Annotated in this window: 20 protein-coding genes; 8 read left to right on the forward strand and 12 right to left on the reverse strand. The window is 42.7% G+C overall.

What is annotated here, in order from left to right; all coding sequences use genetic code 11:
• Positions 1–156 precede the first annotated feature (156 nt).
• Positions 157–1950 (reverse strand): DUF1420 family protein, encoded by a 1794-nt coding sequence (locus RB622_RS15055; protein WP_308047393.1) that lies wholly within the window; start codon positions 1948–1950, stop codon positions 157–159.
• Between the two features lie 144 nt (positions 1951–2094).
• Between RB622_RS15055 and RB622_RS15060 the strand changes: the two genes are divergently transcribed.
• Positions 2095–3456, forward strand: a complete 1362-nt coding sequence (locus RB622_RS15060) for a hypothetical protein (RefSeq protein ID WP_308047394.1) — start codon at positions 2095–2097, stop codon at positions 3454–3456.
• Between the two features lie 18 nt (positions 3457–3474).
• Here RB622_RS15060 and RB622_RS15065 read toward each other — a convergent pair whose 3' ends face one another.
• Positions 3475–4617 (reverse strand): DEAD/DEAH box helicase, encoded by a 1143-nt coding sequence (locus RB622_RS15065; protein ID WP_308047395.1) that lies wholly within the window; start codon positions 4615–4617, stop codon positions 3475–3477.
• Between the two features lie 186 nt (positions 4618–4803).
• Here RB622_RS15065 and RB622_RS15070 point away from each other — a divergent pair, with 186 nt between their 5' ends.
• Positions 4804–6396 (forward strand): serine hydrolase, encoded by a 1593-nt coding sequence (locus RB622_RS15070; protein ID WP_308047396.1) that lies wholly within the window; start codon positions 4804–4806, stop codon positions 6394–6396.
• A 103-nt stretch (positions 6397–6499) separates the two neighbouring features.
• Here the strand turns inward: RB622_RS15070 and RB622_RS15075 are convergent, their stop codons facing one another.
• Positions 6500–7312: an HAD family hydrolase gene (locus RB622_RS15075; RefSeq protein WP_308047397.1), complete on the reverse strand. Its 813-nt coding sequence runs from the start codon at positions 7310–7312 to the stop codon at positions 6500–6502.
• A 160-nt stretch (positions 7313–7472) separates the two neighbouring features.
• Positions 7473–8444, reverse strand: a complete 972-nt coding sequence (locus RB622_RS15080; RefSeq protein ID WP_308047398.1) for a phytanoyl-CoA dioxygenase family protein — start codon at positions 8442–8444, stop codon at positions 7473–7475.
• Positions 8445–8639: 195 nt separating this feature from the next.
• Between RB622_RS15080 and RB622_RS15085 the strand changes: the two genes are divergently transcribed.
• The gene (locus tag RB622_RS15085) at positions 8640–9485 is read left to right on the forward strand and encodes an AraC family transcriptional regulator (protein WP_308047399.1); all 846 of its coding nucleotides are present in this window, start codon (positions 8640–8642) and stop codon (positions 9483–9485) included.
• Between the two features lie 430 nt (positions 9486–9915).
• On the opposite strand, the gene RB622_RS15090 is transcribed toward RB622_RS15085, so the two are convergent.
• The gene (locus RB622_RS15090; protein WP_308047400.1) at positions 9916–10152 is read right to left on the reverse strand and encodes an acyl carrier protein; all 237 of its coding nucleotides are present in this window, start codon (positions 10150–10152) and stop codon (positions 9916–9918) included.
• A gap of 428 nt (positions 10153–10580) precedes the next feature.
• On the opposite strand from RB622_RS15090, the gene RB622_RS15095 reads away from it, so the two are divergent.
• Positions 10581–12131, forward strand: coding sequence for a M20/M25/M40 family metallo-hydrolase (locus tag RB622_RS15095; RefSeq protein WP_308047401.1), 1551 nt, complete (start codon positions 10581–10583; stop codon positions 12129–12131).
• 168 nt (positions 12132–12299) lie between these two features.
• Here RB622_RS15095 and RB622_RS15100 read toward each other — a convergent pair whose 3' ends face one another.
• Positions 12300–13691 carry a glycoside hydrolase family 88 protein gene (locus RB622_RS15100; RefSeq protein WP_308047402.1) on the reverse strand — a complete coding sequence of 464 codons (1392 nt, stop codon included), beginning with the start codon at positions 13689–13691 and terminating at the stop codon, positions 12300–12302.
• A gap of 176 nt (positions 13692–13867) precedes the next feature.
• Here RB622_RS15100 and RB622_RS15105 point away from each other — a divergent pair, with 176 nt between their 5' ends.
• The 4 genes from RB622_RS15105 (at position 13868) to RB622_RS15120 (ending at position 18420) form a co-directional block, all read left to right on the forward strand.
• Positions 13868–15262, forward strand: a complete 1395-nt coding sequence (locus RB622_RS15105) for a leucyl aminopeptidase family protein (protein WP_308047403.1) — start codon at positions 13868–13870, stop codon at positions 15260–15262.
• A gap of 207 nt (positions 15263–15469) precedes the next feature.
• Positions 15470–16684 carry an ATPase gene (locus tag RB622_RS15110; protein ID WP_308047404.1) on the forward strand — a complete coding sequence of 405 codons (1215 nt, stop codon included), beginning with the start codon at positions 15470–15472 and terminating at the stop codon, positions 16682–16684.
• 384 nt (positions 16685–17068) lie between these two features.
• Entirely contained in the window at positions 17069–17620 is a 552-nt protein-coding gene (locus tag RB622_RS15115) for a hypothetical protein (protein WP_308047405.1), read from the forward strand.
• A 206-nt stretch (positions 17621–17826) separates the two neighbouring features.
• Positions 17827–18420 carry a transposase gene (locus tag RB622_RS15120; protein ID WP_308047406.1) on the forward strand — a complete coding sequence of 198 codons (594 nt, stop codon included), beginning with the start codon at positions 17827–17829 and terminating at the stop codon, positions 18418–18420.
• A 146-nt stretch (positions 18421–18566) separates the two neighbouring features.
• Here the strand turns inward: RB622_RS15120 and RB622_RS15125 are convergent, their stop codons facing one another.
• The 6 genes from RB622_RS15125 to RB622_RS15150 are packed head-to-tail and all read right to left on the reverse strand — an operon-like array spanning position 18567 to position 24734.
• Complete coding sequence (locus RB622_RS15125) at positions 18567–19007, reverse strand: nuclear transport factor 2 family protein (protein WP_308047407.1); 441 nt, start codon at positions 19005–19007, stop codon at positions 18567–18569.
• A gap of 39 nt (positions 19008–19046) precedes the next feature.
• Positions 19047–20351 carry an MFS transporter gene (locus RB622_RS15130; protein ID WP_308047408.1) on the reverse strand — a complete coding sequence of 435 codons (1305 nt, stop codon included), beginning with the start codon at positions 20349–20351 and terminating at the stop codon, positions 19047–19049.
• Between the two features lie 33 nt (positions 20352–20384).
• The gene (locus tag RB622_RS15135; protein WP_308047409.1) at positions 20385–21914 is read right to left on the reverse strand and encodes a tagaturonate reductase; all 1530 of its coding nucleotides are present in this window, start codon (positions 21912–21914) and stop codon (positions 20385–20387) included.
• A gap of 37 nt (positions 21915–21951) precedes the next feature.
• On the reverse strand, positions 21952–23892 hold the full coding sequence (locus tag RB622_RS15140) for a glycoside hydrolase family 88 protein (protein ID WP_409021496.1): 1941 nt from the start codon (positions 23890–23892) through the stop codon (positions 21952–21954).
• A gap of 39 nt (positions 23893–23931) precedes the next feature.
• Complete coding sequence (locus RB622_RS15145) at positions 23932–24366, reverse strand: cupin domain-containing protein (protein WP_308047410.1); 435 nt, start codon at positions 24364–24366, stop codon at positions 23932–23934.
• A 23-nt stretch (positions 24367–24389) separates the two neighbouring features.
• Positions 24390–24734: a cupin domain-containing protein gene (locus RB622_RS15150; protein ID WP_308047411.1), complete on the reverse strand. Its 345-nt coding sequence runs from the start codon at positions 24732–24734 to the stop codon at positions 24390–24392.
• Between the last annotated feature and the right edge of the window lie 22 nt (positions 24735–24756).

The raw sequence follows: 24756 nt of genomic DNA on the forward strand, positions 1-24756 counted from the left end.
TACCATGATACAATTCGCGGACGGACCCCCAGTTTTCATAGCCTTGATCACTCGGATCAAAATCCGACGCAAGCGGTGTGCAATGTCTTTGTAAGTATAACCTTTACCATCCTTCCTGCTCTTACCTGTATATGTCCTGTAAAAAACGTCCGCACGCTACTTCATTTTATAAATTACCATTTCATATTTTGTTCTATTTAGTGGATTTCTTGTTGCTAAATAAAATGTTTTAGGCCCAGCTACAATTGTTCCCGCATATTTATTTTTGATTTCATCAAAACCTTGTTTTGGCAGTATCAGATACTCCGTTTTATATTGATGCCTTAGTTTGTAATCCAGTTGGATGGCTTCTTTTTTGTCACTCATAGTTGAAAAGAATAAATATTCCCAGGGGAAATAGGCTCTGGGTAAGAACGCTCTGGATTTGTCAGCAATGGCTATTCGTGCGTTGGCTGGCAACACGTCATTTATCCAGACACTTTCTGCATACCCATTGGAAGATCGTAACATAACCTCATATCTCAGGGTATTGGTCAGGACAGACGGTGCGAGATTGTATATTCCGATCAGTACCAAGGGTAAAATAATTAACAATTGAAGCCGTGCCGTGAAGATGAGATATTTGAAATATCGATGATCGCCATAAACGGTCATAAACAATGGAATAGACCAAAAAACGGGTTCCATTAAAAATCGTGCGGATACTTGTCCGAAGATTATGGTCATGACGATCAGAAAAATGATGGCGATAAGTTCTCGTTTGAATCTTTTGGGAGAAAATAATAATAGAACAGGGATTATGGCGGCAATGCCGATAACGGTTGATATTCTCCCGAGGGAAGTTACAAGAATGAGGTTAAGAGGAAATGGATACGGCGATTCGCGGTAGTTTTTGATGTATGTGTGCAGCTTTACAATGACCGGGTCTTTTTGCACGGAAAACCTTTCCAGCAATGGCGAAAGAGGATCGCCAAAGTAATACCATTTTAAAATGAATTGCGGTAAAAGAACAATCGCACCGAGCAAGGTTAAATGAAAAATAAGTTTGCCAGGTGTGATTGCCTTGGATGTTTTCAGCAGCAGAAATATAATTAATGCGACAGCACTTAAAAGAAATGAATATTTTATTCCCGCTGCAAAAAACATAACGGACAGGAATAATGTCAGGGATGCGGAGGTAAATATGATGGGCTGCGTGAGGAATAGAAAGCAGGCAGATGTAGCAAGGATACCCGTTAATTGATGTTTTTGATTGGGTACCAGGAATAATAAAGTTGGAATGGACAGGTATAAGGTTATCAAGTTTAGTCTTTGTGATGAAGTGATGACGCTGGCACTCGCATTGAATACATGAAGCAATGCAATGCACTGGATAAAGCCACCGATTTGCGGACAACCATTGGCCAATCCCAACAGATTCAACATTTCGCCGAACCCAAGCATCCGAAAATGAAGATTATCCTTATTAAAGAGTAAGCTTCCGTTTTTAAGAATTTCCACTGGCACGGCGAGATGATAACTTAAAGAATCAGAATCCGTGGGTACAGTTAAACCGAGTATCGAAAAGCAGGAGGAAATAAAAAGTAGTATGCAAAACAGATAGAAATCAAGATATTTTGATTTCGTTCCATTTAAAAACGGACGGTCCGGCTTATTGAAAAAGGATAAGGTTTTTTGTGTAATTACAAGATAAAATGCTGACGCGATGATACCCCAAAGCAGACTCTTAAAAAGTATTATGGAAGCAATTTGAAGTAAGCAAACGATCCAGATCAGCCAGCTAATTAATAGCAATCCGGTGAAAAAATACATCGCACGGAATATTGCCGTGTCATTTTTGAAAATTTTTCTGCCTACATAATCAAAAAATAACGCCATACTTAATCCGGAAATGATTGTCAGCAGCGCAGAAAGGGGCGCAGAAATTAAGTAATCAGTTAAGGAATTCATTTTGTATTTTTGGAATAATAGATACGTCTTTTTTACTATATGCACACAGCTCTCTTACGTAAATGTAGTATTACATACTTGCTGCTGCCCAATTTATTATTTAGCCTTGGATGGTTTCGGCAAGCCCACGCGATCTTTTTAATTATGGGATTCCTCTATCTGTTCATGATCGAATGTACGAAAAAGGACAGGAATGAAAAGCTGTCACTAAAAGACATGCTGTTTGTTCTTTTGCTTGCGTTGTTATGGACTTTCTTTTGTGGTATCCATGGATTGAGTACGCAGTCAATGGATTGGCTTGCACATCAGGCAAAGTTCTACGATTTATATAAAAATGACTGGCCGCTTTATTTTAAAGATGTTGATCGGTATGCGTGCTACTATTTTGGATATTATCTAGTCCCATCGTTTATTAGTAAATGGTCCGGGCACTTATTACCAATGGTCTGGGTTTTGTGGACCTGTTTTGGATTTTTTCTGGGGCTGTCATGGATTTATGTTCTCATTAACAAGAACAAATCGCTGCTTGTCGTTTTTTTATTTATACGAGGTATCGGGCAGCTGATTATTCTTGTGTTTAATAAATTAGGCGCCGGCAATATCAATCTTCCGATATATAATCCTTCCATCAGATCAGTTTTTGAACAAAGCATTTATGCGCCGAACCAGGTAATTCCTGCCGTCATTGTTTGCGGAATAGTAGTGCATGACTTGGTATGCAGAAAAAAGGAGGAAGAGAGTTTTTTTGTTATTACCCTTGCGTTTATATGGGGCGTTTTTCCCGCTATGGTCCTGGTACTGCTTTATGCTGCGCTAGTGGTCAATAAATATTTTTTCAAGAGAGATATTGAGCAATTAAATTTAAAAAACATTCTCCATTGGTATTTACTTCCCGGGCTGTTGTTTACCCCCGCATTTGTCTATTTCTTATCTTCTCAGTCTATTGTAACAAAAGGTTTTTTGTGGAGTTTTGGCGCAATCCAGCCTGTCATGATAGGTTATCTCACTGGTATTATGGTGGATCTTGCGATGTTTTATGTGGTCGTATTTTCGTTAAATAAAAACTATTTTCCAGCCTGGTTTATTCATTTAATATTTACCGGGATATTTTTATTATCCCAGTATCGGATGGGGATTTATAGTGATTTATTTTTCAGAGGATCCATTCCACTTTGTATAATATTGGTTGTTTGTATCCTGAGAGGGTTGGATACAAACATCAGGACCGGTCAATGGGGGCAAAAGAGGTCGTTTTTTATTGCTTTTTCGTTAATGTCTTTTTTATTTCTCAACGGAATTTTGGTTAAAAGCCCTTTGCTAAGAGACAATATCTTAGCGAATTTTTACCTTGGAAAACGCGATACGTATAGGGTATATGCATACGATTCCTATCCCAACACCTATCAGACTTTGCGCTTTGGTTACAAAGATGAAGAAGGGGCAAAACAGTATCTTGGATCCGAGGATTCTTTGTATAAGAAATATTTAAGTAGGAATAATAAATGAATTTATTGCCCCAGTAATTCAATACCCCATCAAATCCAAATCAAAAGTCTCTGTCATTTCAACGCGCTTGCCCATTTTCTTTTGAATGATTTTCCAGTGGTGTGCTTCTTCGGGTGTGATCAGTGAAATTGCTTCACCGGTCGATTCTGCACGCCCGGTGCGTCCGATGCGGTGAATGTAATCTTTTGGAGAACGTGGTAATTCAAAATTGATCACATGTGGTAAAAACTGTATGTCAATACCTCTTGAAACAAGATCGGTGGCGACCATAACGGCCAGCTTCCCGGATTTGAATTTATTTAAAACTTCTGTTCTCGCACCCTGGCTTTTTTTACTGTGCATGGCGGCTGCCTGGATGCCGTTTTTTACCAGTTTTACAACCAGGTTATCAGCCGTTCTGGTCGATGAAACGAAAACAAGCACCTGTTTCATTTCTCCTTGTTTGATCAGATAGCGCAGTAAGGGCCCTTTTCTCTCCGGATCAACGAAATATCCGCTTTGTTTGATCAGGTCCAGATTCTGCTCTTCTTCCGTAATTTCAATCGTTACCGGATTTTTAAGCGTACTTTTATTGATCTTATCTACTTCTTCTCCAAGTGTTGCCGAGAAAAGAATACTCTGACGTTTTTTGGGAAGAAGAAAAAGGATATCCTTCATTTCTTCTGCAAAACCAAGATTCAGCATCTTATCGGCTTCATCCAGCACCAGAATTTGGGTTTCAGAAATATTAAGGGCTTTATGAGATAATAGGTCGATGAGCCTGCCTGGTGTCGCGATCAGGATTTCAACACCCTGTAAGGCGATCATCTGTGGATTGATCGAAACACCGCCATAAACGGCCAGACTTTTTACTTTTCGCGGGAGTTTTTCCCCGAATGTCTGAAAAACCACGCCAATCTGCACGGCAAGTTCCCGGGTTGGTACCAGCACAAGGGCCGTGATGTACCTGTTTTTCGGGGCACTTTTGGACTGAAACATTTCCAGAATCGGCAATACAAAACTTGCGGTTTTTCCCGAACCTGTTTTCGCAATTCCCAAAATATCTTTGCCTTCCAAAATCGCCGGAATTGCTTCCTGCTGAATCGGATAAGGTTGAGTATAATTTTGTTCTGCTATGGTTTTTAATAAAGGTTCGGATAAACCAAATTTTTGGAAAGACATATGATTCTGTACTTGTTATGATAAAATGACCATTTGGTCGCTGCAAATATACCAATAAGCAGGCTATCATGTTCTGGTAACATTGAAAACCGTGTTATTCCTCCTAAAACAGGGTCTGAAATTGACCATGAACGGATGTAAACGAAGAAATAAATTATTTGACAGACCTTTATTCACTTTTACAACATGGCATTAAATCGGAGAGAATTTTTAGAAAAAACCGGGTGGGCTGCCCTTCAGCTGGGATTGCTCAGTCAGTTGCCTGTGTTATCCCGGGCAGCGGCAGTTTCCAATACCGGATTACTGCGGAGTCTGCCGGAAGCACAGGGTGTTGGATCAGCTGGAATTTTTGATTTTGTCAATGCAATCGAGAATAAAAACCTGAATTTACATAGCCTTATTGTTGTCCGGCATGGGAAAATCGTTGTCGAGGGCTGGTGGGGCCCCTATGCGCCGGACCTGAAACATACGCTTTATTCTTTGAGCAAAAGTTTTACGTCAACCGCGATCGGATTGGCAGTTGCCGAAGGAAAATTAAAAGTGGAAGATAAGGTCGTTTCATTTTTCCCAACGGATGTACCCGCAACGATAAGTCCGAATCTTGCTGCGATGCGGGTCAAAGATTTGTTAACGATGTCAACCGGTCACGACAAGGATAGTACGCCTTCCCTTCGCAATTCTCCGGAAACAAACTGGATAAAGAGTTTTCTGGCTTTGCCGGTGGAACATGAGCCTGGGTCATTTTTTGTTTACAACAGCGGCGCAACGTACATGCTTTCAGCAATTATCCAGAAGCTGACGGGTGAAACGGTGCTGAATTATCTCACTCCGAGACTTTTCAAACCATTAAATATCGTAGGCGCGGACTGGGAAGTAGATCCGAATGGCATTAATACCGGCGGCTGGGGACTTCGGCTAAAAACGGAAGATATCGCCAAATTCGGGCAGTTGCTGATACAAAAAGGCATGTGGAATGGCAAACGTCTGGTATCTGAGGATTGGATAAAAGACGCCACAAGCGCACAGGTTGAATCCAAAGGCGGCGCTCGCAAGAAAGAAGAAAATGACTGGCTGCAAGGTTATGGATATCAGTTCTGGCAGTGCCGTCACGAGGCATTCCGGGGAGATGGGGCCTATGGACAATATTGTATCGTTCTACCCAAAGAAGATTTGGTAATAGCCATGACGAGTGAAACTGCCGATATGCAGGGGATTTTGGACCAGGTATGGGATCATATTTTGCCTGCTGTCAAAAGTTCGCCAATTGCGGCGGATAAAACTGCCCAAAATCAGTTGAAACAAAAATTGTCAGCACTGGCGCTATCCATACCCAAAGGAAAACCGGTATCGCCGACCATAGCAACCGTAAATGGTAAAAGTTTTGCCATAGATGAAAATGCCTTGTTGGTCAGTAACATTTCCCTTTCTTTCAAAGAAGACGGCTGTGATTTTAAGATCATGGATGATAAGGGGGAACATCTGGTGAGCTGCGGCATCAATAAATGGAAGCATGGCATGACGGACATCAGCACGCTGCCGTTGAAATTAACACAGACGGTTATTCCGGGCGAAACGAAGACTAAAATTGCCGCCAGTGGTTCCTGGACGGATGAGAATACCTTTGAAATGACCTGGCGATTTATTGAAACCGCTCATTACGAAGTGGTGAAATGTCGTTTTAATCAGGGAGATATTGAAACTGAATTTGTGAGAAGTCTGGCTATTTTAGGCAATACAAAAGATACACGACCGATTTTGAAAGGAAAACTGGTGCGTTGAGCTTGAAGGCAGTGTAGAAATTTGCCCAAAATAATCTCTTCATTTTTAAAGAAGTCAACACGGGGCGTGCCCCTTTTCAAAAGTTGACTTCTTTAAAAATGCCTTATTTATCGGCCACAATGGAATTGTCGACCAACGTAGAGAGGATTTCTACCACACCATTTTCATCATTGCTCTTGGCAATAAACCTGGCGACACTTTTGATATCCGCATGTGCATTTGCCATCGCATAGGAATAATAACCTTTCTGAAGCATTTCCAGATCATTGAAGTAGTCTCCGAAAACCATCGTCTGCTCAAATGAAACGCTAAATTTGGCCTGAAGCACTTCCATCGCTTTTCCCTTGTTAGCCTCCTTGTGTGAAATATCCAGCCAGATTGGTCCGGACACTTTCACCTGCAAGGTATCCTGCAAATGTTTGTAATGTGGATAACTATTGCCTTCCGAGCCAGCCAGATCACATAAAGTGAATTTCAAAAACTGATCATCTTCCACTTTCAGCAGATCGTCAACGATTTCATACCTTTCGAAATAGAGCTTAAGGTGATCGATAAATTCAGGCTCGGCACTTTCAACGTAGGCTTTTTTCTTGCCACAAATCACGGCATAAGTACCGCCGATGTTCCGTGCCTTTATGATAAGCTCTCTGACGATTTGCTGATCCATGGCCTGCACATGTATTTCTTCGTCCTGAAAAACGACATAACTACCATTTTCAGCCGCAAAAATGACCTCGTCTTTTATTTCGTCCAGCGTCTTAAGCAAATTGTAATATTGCCGTCCGCTGGCTGCCACGAAAATGATCCCCTGATCCTTTAATTTCCTGAAAACAGGTAAAAAAGAATCACTTATCTCATGCTTCGAATTGAGAAGCGTACCATCCATATCGGTTGCAACCAGCTTAATATCTGACATTTTAATGTATTTACTGAATCAATATTTTATACAAAGAACGCTCAGTCTGACTAAAAAGTAACAGACTTGGATAAAAATTTGTGTTGGTTAGACACTTAAAATTAATTTATGTCCCAATTGTGCGCCGTAACGTTGTAGAAAATTATATCTTCTAAACACCTCACCACTTGTCCAACCCCAGCAATTTTCTTCCCAGATCGGATAATTCCGCAGTTTCGTATTTTGTCTTCTCCCAATTTCTGGGATCACCAGGAAATGCGTACCCTTCGGGAGCCTGTCTTTCTTTCCAGGAATTAACACGCCACTGGCGAAGGGCTTCGTCGTCTTCCTGAGCCGGCATCATTGCAATGTATTGTGCCATCCGGACTTTGTCCTTGCTACGGTTTGGCCTTATGCCATGCGGCTGCGAACTGTTGAAAATTAACAGATCTCCCGCGCTCATTTTTACTTTAACCAGGTCAAAACCTGTGGTGTCGGGCTGAAAATGATTACGATCTTCCGGTTGCGTCAGTTTCCAGGTATCATAAGTCCTGAACAATTCGGGAATGCATTGAAAACCACCCATATTTTCATCATCCTGGTCGGCGAGCGCCAAAACGCCCTGAACATTTTGTGGTTTTGTTTCAGGATCATAATCCCAGTGAATAAAACCTTTGTAGTCAAATCCGGGTCTTAGCGGTAGGTTAAGGTTCGCGCGGTCGATGGTCACCCATAATTTTTCGGTTCCCCATATATCCGTAAAAGCTTCATGCACCTTGGGAAACTGACGGTTATCCCATAAATACTGATGATTGTAAACTTCCACCATGCCGGTGTTGGTGAGTTCTTTCATTTTCATTTCAGCACGTGGCGGCGTATACCAGGTTTCCTGGTCATTTGGATCTTTTTCTTCAAATTCCCAGAGGAAGTCTGCCAGTTTTTTCACCTGTGCTTTTGGAACAGCATCTTTAATGACGATATAACCGTTGGTGATCCAAAATTGCCAGTCGGCTTCACTCAGTAAGCGCAAAGGCTTGCCATTGCTTCGATCATTCAGTTTCACGTTACTGGATTTTGCAGTCGAAGGATTGCCGGGAATATCTTTGTGCGCGCTGGTAGGCGCCATCGTGGGGGCCATGGTCTGATGTTTCATTTGATATGATATTTTTTGCGTGATTTAATATGACAAAGTTACTTTGCCCGCATAAGTCATATCAACCGCTACAATAACCACTATTTGCTCTCTATTGATATCTTTGGTAATTTTAGTTGAATAAACGGCAAAAGAAGAGTCTGTTTTGTGCATTAATTCAGGATTTTAGCTTAATGCCTACAACCAGCTGTCCAAGTGAAAATTATCCGCGAAAATATTGCTCCTGATGAAGGAAGTTCGTTTAAAGTGCTGCTTACACCGGGACTTAATGATACGTTCTTGTGGCATTTTCATCCGGAATATGAAATTGTATACGTTGAAGGAACCAGTGGAACCCGGCATGTCGGGGATCATACCTCTGTTTATGAAGGCAGCGATCTGGTTATGATTGGGCCGAATATTCCGCATTTAAATTTTGACTATGGCGTACGGACGGCTTGTGAACAGGTGATTATCCAAATGAAGGAGGATTTTCTGGGGAAGGATTTTCTTGATATTCCTGAGTTTGCTCTCATCAGATCACTTTTTGATCAGTCGCATTTTGGACTTTCATTTACGGGTAATACGAAGAAAATTGTAGGAGAGAAACTTAAAGCATTACCGAAACTGGATCATTTTGATCAGCTTATTTCCCTGCTTCAAATACTCAGATTGCTGGCCTCGGCGGATCAGGTTACGGTTTTAAATAACAGGCCCGCCGGGAACAAATCTTTGCAGAAAGAACAGTTTCGCATGCATACGATCTACAAATATGTGGAAACGCATTTTGATCAAAAACCGGATGTGAATTTCATTGCGGAGCAGGTAAACCTTACAACGGCGGCGTTTTGCAGGTTTTTTAAGAAAAATGCCAAAATGACTTTTACCGATTTTGTGAATCATTATCGTATTAATCAGGCTAAAAATTATCTGTTACAGGATAAAACCGTATCCGAAACCTGTTTTGCCGTAGGTTTCGAAAGCTTGTCTTATTTTAACAAGTTGTTTAGAAAAGTTGAAGGCGGAAATCCCTCGGAATTTAAAAAACGTTATTTGAAGTGAGAAGAGCCTTTGTCAGTGAAAAGCTATTTTTAAAGCGTATGTTTCCGAAAAGTGTCGGATTTTATGCGATACGCTAATTCCTTTCATAACCAGATAATACAGAAGGTAGCATCGGAAACGCCTACGGAGTTTTTTAGGCCCCCATTTATTTTGCTATAAACAGGAGACGGCTAATGCCGTCAAAACATTTTAATAATTGCTCACTAGGTGGCGTATTAATGATCCTGTTAATGAAAAGCTCGTTAAGAGCTCCCTGTTTATAGAAGTTGTTTGGTTTACGATGCTTCTGGGCTCCTTTGGAGCCTCCTGTCTGTTTTAGAATAGAAAAATTTTGTTGTTTAACGGAGATCATCTTCCGTAAACAGATATTTTTTGATCATATAAAAAAGAAAGGCTGATCGGATTTGATTTCAGATAAGCCTTTCCTTTTTTATGCCGTAGCCATAACTTTTTCCTGCAAATACTCACAAAACTGCTTCACCGTTTGCAAATGCTGATAATCTTCGTCCGGGATGGAGACTTTAAACATATCTTCCAGCTGCAAAACCAGGTCCACTGTATCGAGGCTGTCGAGCCCAAGATCACGGGACAGGTTTGCGTCATCGGTAATCGAATGAAAAGGAAGTCCGGTATTAACGGCCAGTAAATTTCTGATTTGCTCTTTCATATGAAACTCATTTAATGAAGGTTAAGGGAAAATTTCAGTAAAATTTATTTCATAGAGCGGCTTGAAATCCGGTTGCAGTTTTTAATGGCGAACAACCGTCTGGCTGTTTACTTACAATACCGGATATTCCCTTATTTTGTGGCATGAACCTCCGATTTTAATTTTGGAAATGTTGTTGAATCGTTTATTTATTATTTTTTCCGGGTATAAGGGACTGCCGATCATTGGCCGTCCCAATGATTTTGTAATTTTTGTCGGCAATAGTTGTTTCAATCTGCTTTTTTGCCACAGTATATGTTTGTGCGCTTTCTTGCTGCATGGATAAGGTTATTCTTGGACAAATCAGGAATAATCCAGGAATGGATTGTCGGATCATTCAATATTCCTAATTTAGGAAAACCGAAATCCAAAACCTAAGTTTTAAACCTATGAAGAAATTATCCGGGCTCTCGCTTGGGCTGCTCCTGGCAACCTCAGTTTTAACCCAGGCACAGACAAAAGATCCTGTTGTAGATGGTATCGTTAAAGAAGCCAATGAAAATTCGCAGCTTGAAAAACTGGCGCATGAATTAATGGATGTGATCGGGCCCCGACTTGTCGGCTCACCACAAATGGTGCAGGCAAATGAATGGGCGGTTGCCAAATATAAAGAATGGAATATTTTCGCTAAAAATGAAAAATGGGGAGAATGGCGCGGGTGGGAGCGGGGGGCTTCTCATATTGACATGGTTTCGCCGCGGGTGAAATCTCTGGAAGGTATGCAGCTGGCATGGAGTCCGTCCACGGCGGGTAAAACGGTTACCGCTGATGTTGTTATTGTTCCTGATCTGGCGGACTCTCTGGCGTTTGCCAAGTGGCTTCCTTCTGTAAAAGGGAAGTTTGTGATGATCAGCATGTTGCAGCCCACAGGCCGTCCGGATTATAACTGGCAGGAATTTGGCACGAAGGAATCGTTTGAAAAGATGAAAAAAGATCGTGATGTGCAGACAGAAGCATGGGCGAAACGAATTACCAAAACGGGTTATTCGGCACGTACATTACCTTTGGCTTTGGAAAAAGCGGGTGCGGTTGGTATTGTGGCTTCTTACTGGTCAAAAGGATTTGGGGCGAACAAAATTTTTGGGGCAGTTACCAAAAAAGTACCTACCGTTGATATCGCTTTGGAAGATTACGGCTTGCTGTATCGTTTGGCAGAATCAGGGCATACACCAAAAATCAGTGTCAAAGCGGATTCGAAAGAGCATGGTGTAGTGCCCACTTTCAATACCATTGCGGAAATAAAAGGAACAGAAAAACCGGATGAATATGTCATTCTTTCAGCCCATTTTGACTCATGGGATGGCGGTACGGGCGCTACCGATAACGGTACCGGTACCTTAACGATGATGGAAGCCATGCGTATCCTGAAAAAAGTTTATCCAAATCCAAAGAGAACAATTTTGGTTGGACATTGGGGGAGCGAGGAGCAAGGTTTGAATGGCTCACGTGCTTTCGTTGAAGACCATCCGGAAATCGTTAAAAATATTCAGGCGGTTTTTAATCAGGATAATGGAACCGGGCGCGTGATAAATTTGTCTGGTCAGGGCTTTTTGTATGCCTATGACTATTTGGGACGCTGGTTGTCGAAAGTACCGGACGCTATTAAGGCACCGATTGAAACCAAATTTCCTGGTGCACCCGGTGCAGGAGGTTCGGACTTTGCTTCGTTTGTAGCAGCTGGCGCGCCAGCATTTTCACTGAGCTCATTAAACTGGTCGTATGGAACGTATACCTGGCATACGAATCGCGATACCTACGATAAGATTGTTTTTGATGATGTGCGCAGCAACGCAATATTAGCCGCCATCATGGCTTATCAGGCGAGTGAAGATCCTGCCAAAACATCCCGCGAAAAAAGCGTGCTTCCAGCCAATGCAAAAGGAGAGCCTGGTGCTTGGCCGGCGGTAAGGCAGCCGACACGCAAGGGGGGACTTGATTAATTGTTGGGCTATTGTTTGAAAAATACTTTAAGTTTTTGTGGATGGTAAAGAAGTCAAGTTTTCAAAACTTGACTTCTTTACATTGGAGGTCGTTGCTTGCTTTCATAAACCGACATCTAATTTTAACTCATTTTCGGGTACAAACTGACTGAGTCCAGAAAGAGAAACTTACTTTTTTTGCAGCAACTGTACGGAACTGTCATTGATTTCGAACGACTTGTTATTCAGTAAATTAATAACTTCCGCACCGGCCATAATCACCGGTCCGTAACCATGCGCCGCAAAAGGGCTGATCGGACGGTGATAGTAAAATGCAGGATCAAAGCCCATTCCGGTTCCTACACAAGTGCCTTCCACCTGTCCTTCCTTGTTGATTTTTGTGGAGACGGCATGCCATGCAAGCAGCGTCATCGGTGCATAACTAAGTCCGTCTATCCAGCCATTATTAATGGCTTTGGCAATGGAATAAGCATAAATTGCGGTGGCAGACGTTTCCAGATAGGAATCGCTGCGATCCAGTAACTGGTGCCAGAAACCAGATCCGGACTGATAGGAGGCCAGCCCGCGTACATGTGCTTTGAGCAATTCAAGAATTTTTGGTCTTCCGGGATGGTTCAGAGGGAGTACGTCAAGCAATTCCACTTTCGTCAAAATTGCCCAGCCGTTTGCACGGGCCCAGTGAAATTCGGGATGATCAGTCATTCCTTCCACCCAGCCATGCATGTACACTCCTTTGTTTTTATTAAACATTCTGCCGGAAATCTGTAAAACCTGTTTTACGGCCTCATCATAATATTTTTTATCACCTGTAAGTTTGCCCATTTGCGCGAGGGCAGGAACGCCCATAAAGAGATCATCCAGCCAGATTGTGTTGGGCTGGGGCCGGTTTCTGGCCAGTGAACCGTCTTTTAACTTGTGTTCCTTGTTTAAAATGTAATCGATATGGCTGTCGATCAACGGGCGGAAATTTCCTTTTGTTCCGGCTCTGGTGGCTTTGATCATCGCAGCGCACATGGCCCCGCAGTCGTCCAGTGCATGCGGATCCACCAAACCCCGCAAAGGACCGGCGGTGCCCCAATCGGCATGTTCTGCGCTGGTTTTTTTGAAATAGGGAACAGATTCAGCAATAAATTGCAGCCTTTTATCGGCATATTCCTTAAACTTCGGATCGCCCGTCACCTGGCTTGCAAGCAGCATCGACGAATAGGTTACGCCCCATTCATAACTCACGATCCGGTAATCGCCTTTTTGCAAAGCCGTATTCTGGTCAATTTTCGCCAGGTCAGTTACCGGTTTTCCCGTTTTGCTGTCCACAAATGCCGTCGGAGTAACGTTGTTTAAATACGCATGAATACGATTTAAATCATTCACAATATGCTCTTTTTTTACCAGTCCGTAGGGTACAGGATAATCCGGCTGCAATAAGTGGAGCGGCGTATTGGAGTCGTTTGCTTTGGTTTCATTGCGTTGGGCAACAACATTATGTATTTGGCCTAAAATTAGTCCCAAAAAGATAATGCCTTGAAATATAGATTGTTTGGATAGATATTGTACGTTCATGTGCTGCCTGAGATAGCTGGTTGAAATTGCATTAAGGTGGTAAACAAATATAGTATTTTGGGGCTCGTGAACATTCCCGTACTCACCTGCTTTGCCCGATAATATTCCTGGATAAAATTTAAATAAAGCGCTACTATCCTTAGCTTTGGATACTATCCACTTATTTATGAAACCTTATGCATTTTATCCAGACCATAGAAGCACCGGAAAATACACTTCTACTTCGCACTTTTGAATCAGGTACTGAACTTGAGCAACAGCAGTATTTTAAAGCGGAGAAAGGTGAGGTCTGGTGGCCTTCTGAAAACGAAATCTGGTTGGGTCTTGGAAAGTCTCCAAAACTGGCTGCTGTTCTTAAAACGCTGCGATTTTTGTTTTTCAAACGTAAGGATCGCTGGCCGGATCAGATTGTACTGGATGCAAAAGGTAAAACACCGGAATGGATCGAAGTGGCTGTGAATGGTATCATTTTAGGCGGCTATAATTTGCAATTATACAAAACCGAACCCAAGATTTTTAGCTCGTTTTTTGGTGAGACGGGCAAATTATTCGTCCTGACAGATGCGGTGACAGAAGCCAACACGCATGCAATAACCCTTGCTCACAAAACTGCATTGGTACAAACCCGTGTCATGGATTTGATGAACGCACCGGGAAATTATAAAACACCCGAAAAGCTGGCAGAATGGGCCGTTGAGTCGGGAAAAAACAATCAGTATAAAGTCACCGTTTTTGATAAAAACAAACTGCATGAGCTTCACATGTATGCGTTGCTTTCGGTGAGTAAGGGAAGTGATGTGCCGCCGGTCATGATCATTTCTGAATACGAGCCCGAGCATTATAGCAGAACCATCGCACTGGTTGGAAAGGGCGTTACATTTGATACGGGTGGAATTTCGATAAAACCTTCTGCCAATATGCACCTGATGAAGAGTGATATGGGCGGTGCTGCGGCCGTTTTGGGGATCGTTGAGCTGGCTGCGCAGCTGAAACTACCGGTAAAAATTATCGGTATTGTTCCGTCGACGGAAAACTGTGTCGATGGTTCATCCATGAAACCGGGTGATGTGATCAGATCCTATGCCGGAAAGACGATTGAAGTGATCGATACGGATGCCGAAGGAAGGCTGATACTGGCGGATGGGCTGAGTTATGCCGTCGGGGAATATAAGCCTGATGTTGTGATTGATCTCGCGACATTAACGGGAAGTATCATTCAAACGTTGGGTTACGAAGCGGCAGGGCTGTTTACCGTCAGTGATAATCTGGCGAGTGACCTGACAAAGGCGGGGGAGGAAACCGGGGAGCGGTTATGGCGATTACCGGTTTGGGACGAATACAAAGAGGAAATATCGTCGGATATTGCAGACCTTAAAAACTACCATGGAAAGCCCCTGGCCGGAGCAATAGTCGCAGCCAAATTTCTGGAAGTGTTTACCGATGAACATCCGGAATGGGCCCATCTGGATATTGCCGGAATGGCTTTTGGGGATAATGATTTTGCACCCGGACGGGCGGGAACGGCTTATGGAATCCGTTTGCTAAGGACCTACCTGACGTCATTGAAATAATGCAGGATAACTTTCAATCGTGTTATTTTTTCTTTTATCCGACCAAATCAGGCTGTGATTTTAAATTCTTCAAATCATAGAAATTTAACTTAATCTTTACTTGATAAACAGCTTGTTTTTGTTAGATTTGGGAAAAGGAAGTTTTCCGGCGACTCTTGCTGAACAGGAATGCTTTGATATGCATACTAACACTACAAACGGTTGTTTATGGCGCGTGCTTTAACTTTTCTATGTATTTCGACCTATTTTAAAGGGAATGATTTTCTGAAAGCCTGCAAAGATGCGGGGAATGTTGTCTATTTACTGACAGCTAAAAAACTGGATCAGAAACCGTGGGCGCGGGAATCTGTCGATGAGTTCTTCTACATAGAGGAAGATGAGAATAAAACCTACGACATGGATGAAGTCATTACGGGCCTTGCGTATATCATGCGCAGCCGCATGATCGATCGTGTTGTTGCCCTGGATGATTTTGATGTGGAAAAAGCAGCGCTGATCCGTGAATATTTCAGGATACCCGGTATGGGACAAACCACGGGAAAATATTTTAGAGATAAACTGGCCATGCGGACGAAGGCATCTGAGTCGGGAATACTGGTTCCGGGGTTTTGCGGTTTGTTTAACGATGACATCATTAACAAATTTCTCGATGATCATCCGGGACCATGGATGATTAAGCCACGTTCCGAAGCGTCGGCTACCGGAATTAAAAAACTGGATAACCGGGAAGAGTTATGGGAAACAATCCATGAACTTGGCGACAAAAGACATGCTTACCTTGTTGAGCAATTTAAGCCGGGGGATGTTTATCACGTGGACAGTTTGTCGATGAACGGGCGGGTGATCTTTTCATGGAACAGCAAATACCTGGACCCACCTTTTGACGTAGCTCATGGCGGAGGTATATTTCGTTCGATGACTGTACCTTTTGACTCATCGGAAGCACATGCACTGGAAACGATATCGGTTGATGTTTTAAAGGCGTTTGGCCTGCGGCACAGTGCGTCGCATACAGAGGTGATACGGTCAAAAGATGATGGCAAGTATTACTTTCTGGAAACATCCTGCCGGGTTGGGGGCGCACATTTGTCCGAGCTTGTGGATGCTTCTTCTGGAATTAATTTATGGAAAGAGTGGGCAAAAATGGAAACCGCCGAAGCAAACGGCGAAGTATTCAAGCTGCCGCCAAGCCGTAAAGAATATGCCGGAATCATTATCTCGCTGACCAGGCAGCCATGGCCGGATATTTCGGTTTTCGATGATCCTGAGATTGTCTGGCGGATGGATGAAGAACATCATATTGGGCTCGTAGTCCGCTCAAAGTCCAAGGATAAGGTGATAGAACTTCTGGACAAATACGCTGATATCATTCAAAGTGACTATCATGCGTCTGTACCGGCTTCTGACCGACCAACGCATTGATAATTAGTGGTTTTATTTTAACTTTAATATAATAAGTATCTGTTGGTAATTAGCTATATGCGATTAGCTCAGTAACCGGATGATTAATAGCTTATTATAAAAATCAATAATATAAACTAATTTTTCACTACTACTTAATACGGACTATTGAATAGCTTATAGCTAAGCTTCTGTCTGTGTAAAGAAGATTATTCAAATCAATGGCATTCTGGTTGTAGAAGGAATTAGAAACAATCGGAATGCCTTTTTTTTATTCAAGAAATACTTTTATCCTTCCAGGCAGATGTGCCGGATGATTAGAAGAAAAGTTTGCAAAATATTTCAAGAGGTTCAATAGCGTTTTTTTGCGTTTAGTCCAGCTTTTCATTTCTAATTATCCGTTCTATGCTAAATTTTTCCAAATTTTTGTGTCTTCTGGTATTTGCTGTTTTCGTTTTTTTTAGCTGTAAAAAGGACGAAGAAGTTACTCCGAAAAGTACCTTGACTTTTGATGGGAAAACTTACGATCTGGCCAGTGGTTTACTGATCGACTATGGACAGTCTAAAAAGAACCAGGGGCATCAGCAGGTTTTATTTTTGTATTCTTCCGGCGTTAAAGTTTATGAAGGTGCGGGAAAAATTGATTCTACGTCGGGCAAAGGACATATTCTTTATTTTGAAATATTCAGCCCGGTTTCAAATGCTCTGGGTGAGGGTGAATATGTCTTTGACGACACAGCCACCCTGATGGCAAAAACCTTTGGACTTTCATACGTCGTTTTCAATGCAGATTACATAACATCAGCGGGGGAGGTACACGAGATTATTTATGGAAAGGTTAATGTTAAAAAAGATGGTAATAACTACGAATTAACTTTTGACTGTACAGAAGGCTCGGACGGTAAAAAGCTGACAGGTTATTATAAAGGCCCGTTAAAATTTTATGATGCCAAATGATAATCGTCTTGTCGTTTATACTTGTTAGTTACCGGTGGGTGATTTTTATCCGTTGCACTCAGGTTGTTGAACTCCTAATAATTTGAATTCGTGTGCGTTGTCTTTTCCTAATGGAGCTGAATTCCCGGTTTTGACGTAATGACTTTTTAATAAAACTACCGTCTATAAACGAATGGTACGGAATGTTTTATTTAAAATAAAAGATCATGGGGCAGTATAATCCGGATATTCATCACAGACGATCCATTCGTTTAAAAGAATATGATTACAGTAAATCGGGATATTATTTTATCACCATTTGTTGCCAAAACCACGAATGTTTTTTCGGTCATATCGTAGGGGCGCCCCTCGTGGTCGCCCCTAAAACCGAATTTCCTGAAAACAGCGAGCCACCCAAGGAAATCGTTCCCTCGATAACATTAACCAATGCAGGAAAAATGATCGATGCTGAGTGGGAGGCATTACCTACCCGTTTTCCCAACATTCAACTCCATGAATTTGTCGTAATGCCAAACCACTTCCACGCGATCATAGAAATTATTACCGGCAATAGCGAAGTACCAGATGGCAATAATCTCCATAAGCCTACGATTGGCGAGATTATCGCTGCATTTAAATCGATAACAACAGTAAAATACATTGAAGGTGTGAAAACTTCCGGTTGGAAATGCTTTGAAGGCAGGTTATGGCAAAGGAACTACTACGAACATATCATAAGAACGTCCGCCGCCTTTGATAATATCGCAAATTACATCATAAACAATCCCGCGAAATGGGTCGAAGATCGTTTTTACAGGTAGGGGCGACCCTTGTGGTCGCCCCTAAAAAAAATCAAATTTCTATCAACCCCCTATTCCCCAATATAATATATCTGGAATAAGTACGCAGGAACATTGCCCGGGCACAGGATTTTGGATGGGAGAGGGGCAACCACGAGGGATTGGCCTTACATTGGTAATTTAAACGCCTGACGACCTAATAACAACCAGGTTCCCTTTGTTTTTTGCCAAACATAAAAAACGCCCAATTTAACCGGAGCAGGATCTTTCCCCTTGTTGTGTGTATCTCCAATCAGCTTATGACGAACGATAGCCAAATCACCGGAAACAGAAATTGTCTGATCCGAAAGGTCAATTTTGGTGAAATGCGATTCGCCGCTGGTCAGCGCACGGATAAATTCCTTTTTATCTTCAAGCAATCCATTGGAATGACCATAAGATAACAACGGAGAAGTCAGCTTGTCCAAGGCAGGTGCATCAGCCGCAATAATTGCATTTTTTAATTTTTCCACAGCATTACCAACTGCTTTTTCATCAGCACTTTGTGCAAAAGACGAAAGACTGGTAAGTAGCAATAACGCTGCGGCAAAGAGTGTTTTTTTCATCATGATCATAAATAATTTTAAGATTACCGGGACCGGATTCTTTTAAATTTTAACTTGTTCCATTTTGGGTGCAAAGAAGTGCATAACTCCCCATGCAAGCAAGTAAGCGAAACCGCAAATGATAAAGATCAGGTTATAGCCGGCACCGATATTGCCAGCTGTTTTATAATTGTCAAGGATAATACCTACCAAAAGCGGGAAAAGTATCCCACCTACTGATCCGGCCATGCCGCCAATACCGACAACCGAGCTAACCGCTTTTTTCGGAAACATATCGGATGCCGTTGTGAAAATATTGGCACTCCAGGCCTGGTGCGCTGCCGCAGCCAAACTGATCAGGAATACGGCCTGCCAGATATTGGTTGTGTATTGTGCGAGCATGATTGGAGTAACCAAAATGGCGAAAATAAACATTGAGGTTTTACGGGCGCGGAAAATCGGCCAGCCTTTTTTAATAAAGTGACCTGAAAGATAACCACCACCGATACTGCCAATGGTAGTAGCTGTGTATACGATCACGAGTTCAAGACTTGGTTTGGAAAGGTTAAGCTTAAAGGCTTCCGCAAAGTAGGATGGAAGCCAGTATAGAAAAAACCACCAGATAGGATCAGTTAACATTTTTCCGAAAACAAAGGCCCAGGTTTGGCGTACTTTGAAAAGATCAAGCCATTTTACAGGTGCTTCTTTGCTGGTATCCGGTTCATTGTCACTGTGGATGTATTCAAATTCAGCCTGGTTGATACGTTGTTGTTTTGAGGGTACTTCGTAGTATCTCCACCAGAAAAACAACCATACAAAACCCAGCGCACCCGTGATCCAAAATGCTTCCTGCCAGCCATACGCTCCCAAAAGCCAGGGAACCATGATTGGTGCAACCACAGCACCGATGTTAGCGCCCGAATTAAAAATACCAGTCGCCAGTGCGCGCTCTTTTTTAGGAAACCATTCGGCAGTTGCTTTAATGGCAACCGGAAAGTTTCCTGCCTCACCGAGTCCAAGCAGTGCACGCATCAAACCAAAACTAAGCGTTCCGGTAGCGGCGGCATGTAAAATAGCTGCAATACTCCATACCACAACCGAAATGATGTATCCCAGTTTAGTCCCGATTTTATCAATAATGGCACCGAAACCAATGAGTGAGACCGCATAAGCTGCCTGAAAGGCCATCACAATGTGGCTGAAATCTTTCTCAGTCCAGCTAAAATCAGATTCAAGAGCTGGTTTTAACAGACCCAATACCTGGCGGTCGAGATAGTTAATGGTGGTTGCAAAAAACAACAAAGCAACGACGCGCCAGCGATACTTCGTCATTTGATTTTCTAACTTAGGGATTTCGGTAGTAAGCATATTTGCGACAGATTATTGTTTCGGGGATTGAATTTAGATTTTGACGTATTCAACTTTTGAAAGAAAATCAGCAAGAGTCTGAGATGCGCCGACGTTTTCGAGGGATTCTAAATAGTGGACGACATTCTCCTCTGATACCCCCAACTTCGTGAGGTCGGAGCCCCAAATGAACGGATCTTTTAAAATCAGATGGACCATTTCAGGCAAAGAAGTGATCTGCCATTTTTGGTGAAAATAGGCCGCCCGCTGATCCTGAATAAGATAATAACTGCCGTTTGCAAGACCATAGAAATTATCACCGTCTTTACGAACCGCTTTCATAAAAAATATATACACTGCGAAACCGAAAGTTATGTATTCGGGCGTAGTGCCAAATTCTTTATGAAATTGTAAAAAGGAAGGGATAACCCGCGAGTTGATTTTGGCAGAATAATTATGGGTGATATTGATCCATTTGTGCTCGATGTACGGGTTCAGAAAGCGGTCCAATACCATTTTACTGAATTTTTGAGCTCGCTCTTCACTCACGGGATAAGGAATGGCGAGGGAAATTTCACCTTGTATCAGATTGGTCAGGTAGGCAGAGAATGTTGGATTTTTCATGGCCTCTACCACGGTGGTAAAACCGCATAAATAGGCCAGACCGGAACCAAGTGTATGCGCGCCGTTGAGCAAACGAAGTTTTAATTCGCGGTACAATTCAATATCCGACTCGATAATGACGCCGGAGTCTACCTGGCTGAATGATAGAATTTCTTTGACCTTTTCGTCACCTTCGATAGCCCACATCCGGTAATGTTCCGAAATAATCATCAGGTCGTCGATGTAACCCAATTCTTCTTCGATCTGTTTTTTGATCTGAACATCCGGCCGGCCAGGTACAATGCGGTCAACGAGAGAGTTACAGAACGAATTGCTTTGTTCAAGCCAATCGATGAAAGAGCCTTCCAGTCCGTTTCGGTGGGCCAGTTCCAGTACGATGGATTCCAGCTTTTTCCCGTTATCAGAAATTAATTCCGTTGGTACAATTACCAATCCATGGTCGGGACTTGCCGCAAATGCGGTAAAACGCGCATATAGAAAAGCCAGTAATTTACCTGGAAATGAAATCGGCGGCCATTGGTAAATATCATCCTGAACGAGCTGGATACCCAGTTCGGTGGTGTTGGAAAACACAATTTTTATTGCCGGATTCCTGGCGCAGTCCAGTACAAGCGACCATTGATTTTTGGCGGATAAAACCCGGCTGATCGATGACGAAATGATGGTTTCCTCGATTAACTTTCCGTTATGAACCCCTTTCATGGCAAGGGTGTACAGGTTATCCTGACGGTCAAATGCTTTCAAATCACCTTCCTCGGTTGATTTTACAACAACAATCCGTCCGTTGAAAATACCTTCACGGTTTGCTTTGTCTACAAAATAATCAGCAAGTCCGCGTAAAAATGCGCCGGTTCCAAACTGAATTACTTTTTCCGGCAATTCGAAAACTGAATCGTCTGGTACGGTCACATCCGGATGGTTCCGCAGCCGGCGCAAATGTTCGCGAAATAGGTGATTCATAAGTTTTAAATCTTAGTCAATGTAAAAAAGTCAGATCCTATTTTTTTGCTGTTTGCTGCAATAACCAGGTGGAAAGTTCTTTGGCAGCTTCGAAGTTCTGGAACGTATTATTGATTCTGCGACCATCAAGATATTCGTTGTAAATCCACGGATCTCCAAGCGCGAATACTGTCCCTTTGCCATATTTTGAAACAGCCATGATAATATCATCATGGTCGGTCAGAACCGATTTGGCAGGCGGCGTTACGGCAATGGGAGATAATTCTTTGATATACAGTTTGCTGGCATTTTTGAAAATGGCCTTGTCGTTGGCAGGTACGTCAATACGGCCCTGTTCAAACTGAAGGCCCTGGACCATGTTTCTGTTTTTGTTGGTAAACTGAATGCCAAAAACCTTTGCCAGCTGGTTGAAATGAGGTATTTCGCAATTGGCTGTGTCGTTTGTCATTAACACCAGCACACCGCCGGCCTTCACCCATTTTTCAATTTCAGCGATGTCTTTCGCCTGCACGAAGTTTGGGGTTGGTGATTCCTTTTTTGTATCAGGATCAACGATGATGTATACGTCAATGCCTTTAAGATTTTCGGCGGTAGGAGCGGCCGGGATTGAAACGGTTTCTGCACCTAACTCACGATAGATTTTCCCCCACAACCAGTAGCCCGAATGCTGACGATCTTCCCAGGTATAGTGAAACGGTTCTTGCTGACCAGCAGCATTCTTTCTCACTTCTTTGTTGAAATGATAATCCAGCCCCACTTTTTTACCTTGTCCAACAGCATTTTCAGCAGCAATTTCTATTTCGATGCTGGCCATGATAAACGGTCCTACACCTTTCAAATCGTTTTTGCGGATTGGCTCGCTCAGGTAGTACTCATAACTCCCGTCACGGTAAGGCGTGCCGCCAAGTCCGCCTACGCTCACCGTTTTATTCAGACTTATCGTCCCGTCGGATTCTTTTTCAATAAAGTTTTTGATGATTCCGTCATAACCTTTTTTGGCCACAGCCGCATAGCTCGCCGGAATGTAACCCAAACGCGAGCCTTTTGCCAGCGCATACACAAACATCGTGGAGGCAGAAGCTTCAAGATAATTGCCCTTACGTGTCCCCTGATCCATAATTTGATACCATACACCGGAGTTTTTATCCTGATATTTGGCCAGCACGGGTGCAATTCTCTGAAGATATTTGATCAGCTCAGGTCTCTTTGGGTGGTCTTTTGGAAAATAATCCAGTACGTCAACCAACGCCATTACATACCATCCGATGGCACGTCCCCAGAAATGAGGCGATCTGCCTGTTTTTTTATCTGCCCATTTTTGCTCTTTACTCTCGTCATAGGCGTGGTAAATCAGACCTGTTTTTTCATCCACGGCATATTTTTCAATGAGTTCAAACTGTTTGGCGATGTCATTGAAATGCTCGGGGTGGTTAAATAGCAGGCTGTATTCGGCAGAAAAAGGTTCAGCCATGAATAACCCGTCGAGCCACATCTGGTTTGGATACCTTTTTTTATGCCAGTATCCGCCTTCCTTGGTGCGAGGCTGCTCAGCTAATTGCTTCCAAAGCAAATCAGCCGCTTTTTTGTATTTCTCTTTGTCAGGCTGTGTTTGCTGGTAAAGGGTGAGCAAAGCTCGACCAGTCGGAATATTATCCAGGTTGAAAGAACTGAAATCATAGGTGCGAATGGAGCCGTCCAGTTTCACAAACTGATCCTCATCCTTTCTGATATACTCGAAATATTTACCTTCACCCGTGCGGTAAAACACTCTTTCAAGCGCTTTCAGCATCAAACCCTGCTCATAATTCCAGTTGGAACGTTTGGCTTCCCCTACGAGGATCGAGTCCTTATTCCAGGAAATAAAAGAATCCGCCATGCGTGTTGACCATGGTTTTTCCTGCGCGTAGGAGGATACAGCGGTCAGCCCAAAAAGCAGGGACGAAGTAATTTTTATAAAACGGTTGGATAAATATTTCATGCCATTCAAAATCTTAAAATATATACTGGTTTCGGTTTTTTACTTTACAAAATCCTCACGCATCGGCGTAAACATGTCTATCAGAACCCCGGCTTCCAGGCAAACGGCGCCGTGCATGACGTTGGATGGCACGTAAAAGGCGTCACCTTTTTTCAGAATCTGTTTTTTATCTCCGATCGTGACTTCAAAAACACCGCTATCGACATAGCTCATCTGGGTGTGTACGTGCTTGTGAGGTGTTCCAGTACCGCCTTGTTGGAAGTCAATTTTTACCATCATCATGGTCTCGTCATAAGACATGATTTTACGTTTCAATCCCACGCCCAGTTCCTGCCAGGGGATTTCGGCATCTATGATCATTTGTTTTCCTTTTGCCGCCGCGGCCTGAGCATTTTGTGCAAATAATGGATTGGCAAAGAGGAAAAGCCCTAAACAAACAAGTGCGGGCTTAAAAAGCTGTGATTTGTGACTCATGATTTAATTGATGTCTGAAATTTTTATTTTGAGATAAAATCTTCCCGCAGCGGGGTGAAAATATCAACAAGTACGCCAGCCTCCAGGCACAAAGCGCCATGCACGATGTTTGGCGGAATGTAGTAGGCATCTCCTTTTTTCAACACGCCGGTTTTATCGCCGATGGTTATCTCAAATGAGCCGCTGTCGACATAGCTCATCTGGGTATGAAAATGGCTGTGCAATGTACCGATGCCGCCTTTTTCGAAAGCGACTTTAACCATCATCAGGTTATCATCGTATGACATGATTTTCCTTTTCAATCCGCCTCCGAGCTCTTCCCAGTCAATTTCCGAATCGTTGATAAACTCTTTTCCTTTTTGGTCCATGATGATTTACTGATATATTTTA

The sequence above is a fragment of the Dyadobacter sp. LHD-138 genome (assembly GCF_030929615.1).
Classification (GTDB): domain Bacteria; phylum Bacteroidota; class Bacteroidia; order Cytophagales; family Spirosomataceae; genus Dyadobacter.

Bases quoted from the DNA above. Each gene is read 5' to 3' on its own strand.
- RB622_RS15055 (WP_308047393.1), bottom strand. From the start codon at position 1,950: ATGAATTCCTTAACTGATTACTTAATTTCTGCGCCCCTTTCTGCGCTG.
- RB622_RS15060 (WP_308047394.1), top strand. From the start codon at position 2,095: ATGGGATTCCTCTATCTGTTCATGATCGAATGTACGAAAAAGGACAGG.
- RB622_RS15065 (WP_308047395.1), bottom strand. From the start codon at position 4,617: ATGTCTTTCCAAAAATTTGGTTTATCCGAACCTTTATTAAAAACCATA.
- RB622_RS15070 (WP_308047396.1), top strand. From the start codon at position 4,804: ATGGCATTAAATCGGAGAGAATTTTTAGAAAAAACCGGGTGGGCTGCC.
- RB622_RS15075 (WP_308047397.1), bottom strand. From the start codon at position 7,312: ATGTCAGATATTAAGCTGGTTGCAACCGATATGGATGGTACGCTTCTC.
- RB622_RS15080 (WP_308047398.1), bottom strand. From the start codon at position 8,444: ATGAAACATCAGACCATGGCCCCCACGATGGCGCCTACCAGCGCGCAC.
- RB622_RS15090 (WP_308047400.1), bottom strand. From the start codon at position 10,152: ATGAAAGAGCAAATCAGAAATTTACTGGCCGTTAATACCGGACTTCCT.
- RB622_RS15095 (WP_308047401.1), top strand. From the start codon at position 10,581: ATGAAGAAATTATCCGGGCTCTCGCTTGGGCTGCTCCTGGCAACCTCA.
- RB622_RS15100 (WP_308047402.1), bottom strand. From the start codon at position 13,691: ATGAACGTACAATATCTATCCAAACAATCTATATTTCAAGGCATTATC.
- RB622_RS15105 (WP_308047403.1), top strand. From the start codon at position 13,868: ATGCATTTTATCCAGACCATAGAAGCACCGGAAAATACACTTCTACTT.
- RB622_RS15110 (WP_308047404.1), top strand. From the start codon at position 15,470: ATGGCGCGTGCTTTAACTTTTCTATGTATTTCGACCTATTTTAAAGGG.
- RB622_RS15115 (WP_308047405.1), top strand. From the start codon at position 17,069: ATGCTAAATTTTTCCAAATTTTTGTGTCTTCTGGTATTTGCTGTTTTC.
- RB622_RS15120 (WP_308047406.1), top strand. From the start codon at position 17,827: ATGGGGCAGTATAATCCGGATATTCATCACAGACGATCCATTCGTTTA.
- RB622_RS15125 (WP_308047407.1), bottom strand. From the start codon at position 19,007: ATGATGAAAAAAACACTCTTTGCCGCAGCGTTATTGCTACTTACCAGT.
- RB622_RS15130 (WP_308047408.1), bottom strand. From the start codon at position 20,351: ATGCTTACTACCGAAATCCCTAAGTTAGAAAATCAAATGACGAAGTAT.
- RB622_RS15135 (WP_308047409.1), bottom strand. From the start codon at position 21,914: ATGAATCACCTATTTCGCGAACATTTGCGCCGGCTGCGGAACCATCCG.
- RB622_RS15140 (WP_409021496.1), bottom strand. From the start codon at position 23,892: ATGAAATATTTATCCAACCGTTTTATAAAAATTACTTCGTCCCTGCTT.
- RB622_RS15145 (WP_308047410.1), bottom strand. From the start codon at position 24,366: ATGAGTCACAAATCACAGCTTTTTAAGCCCGCACTTGTTTGTTTAGGG.
- RB622_RS15150 (WP_308047411.1), bottom strand. From the start codon at position 24,734: ATGGACCAAAAAGGAAAAGAGTTTATCAACGATTCGGAAATTGACTGG.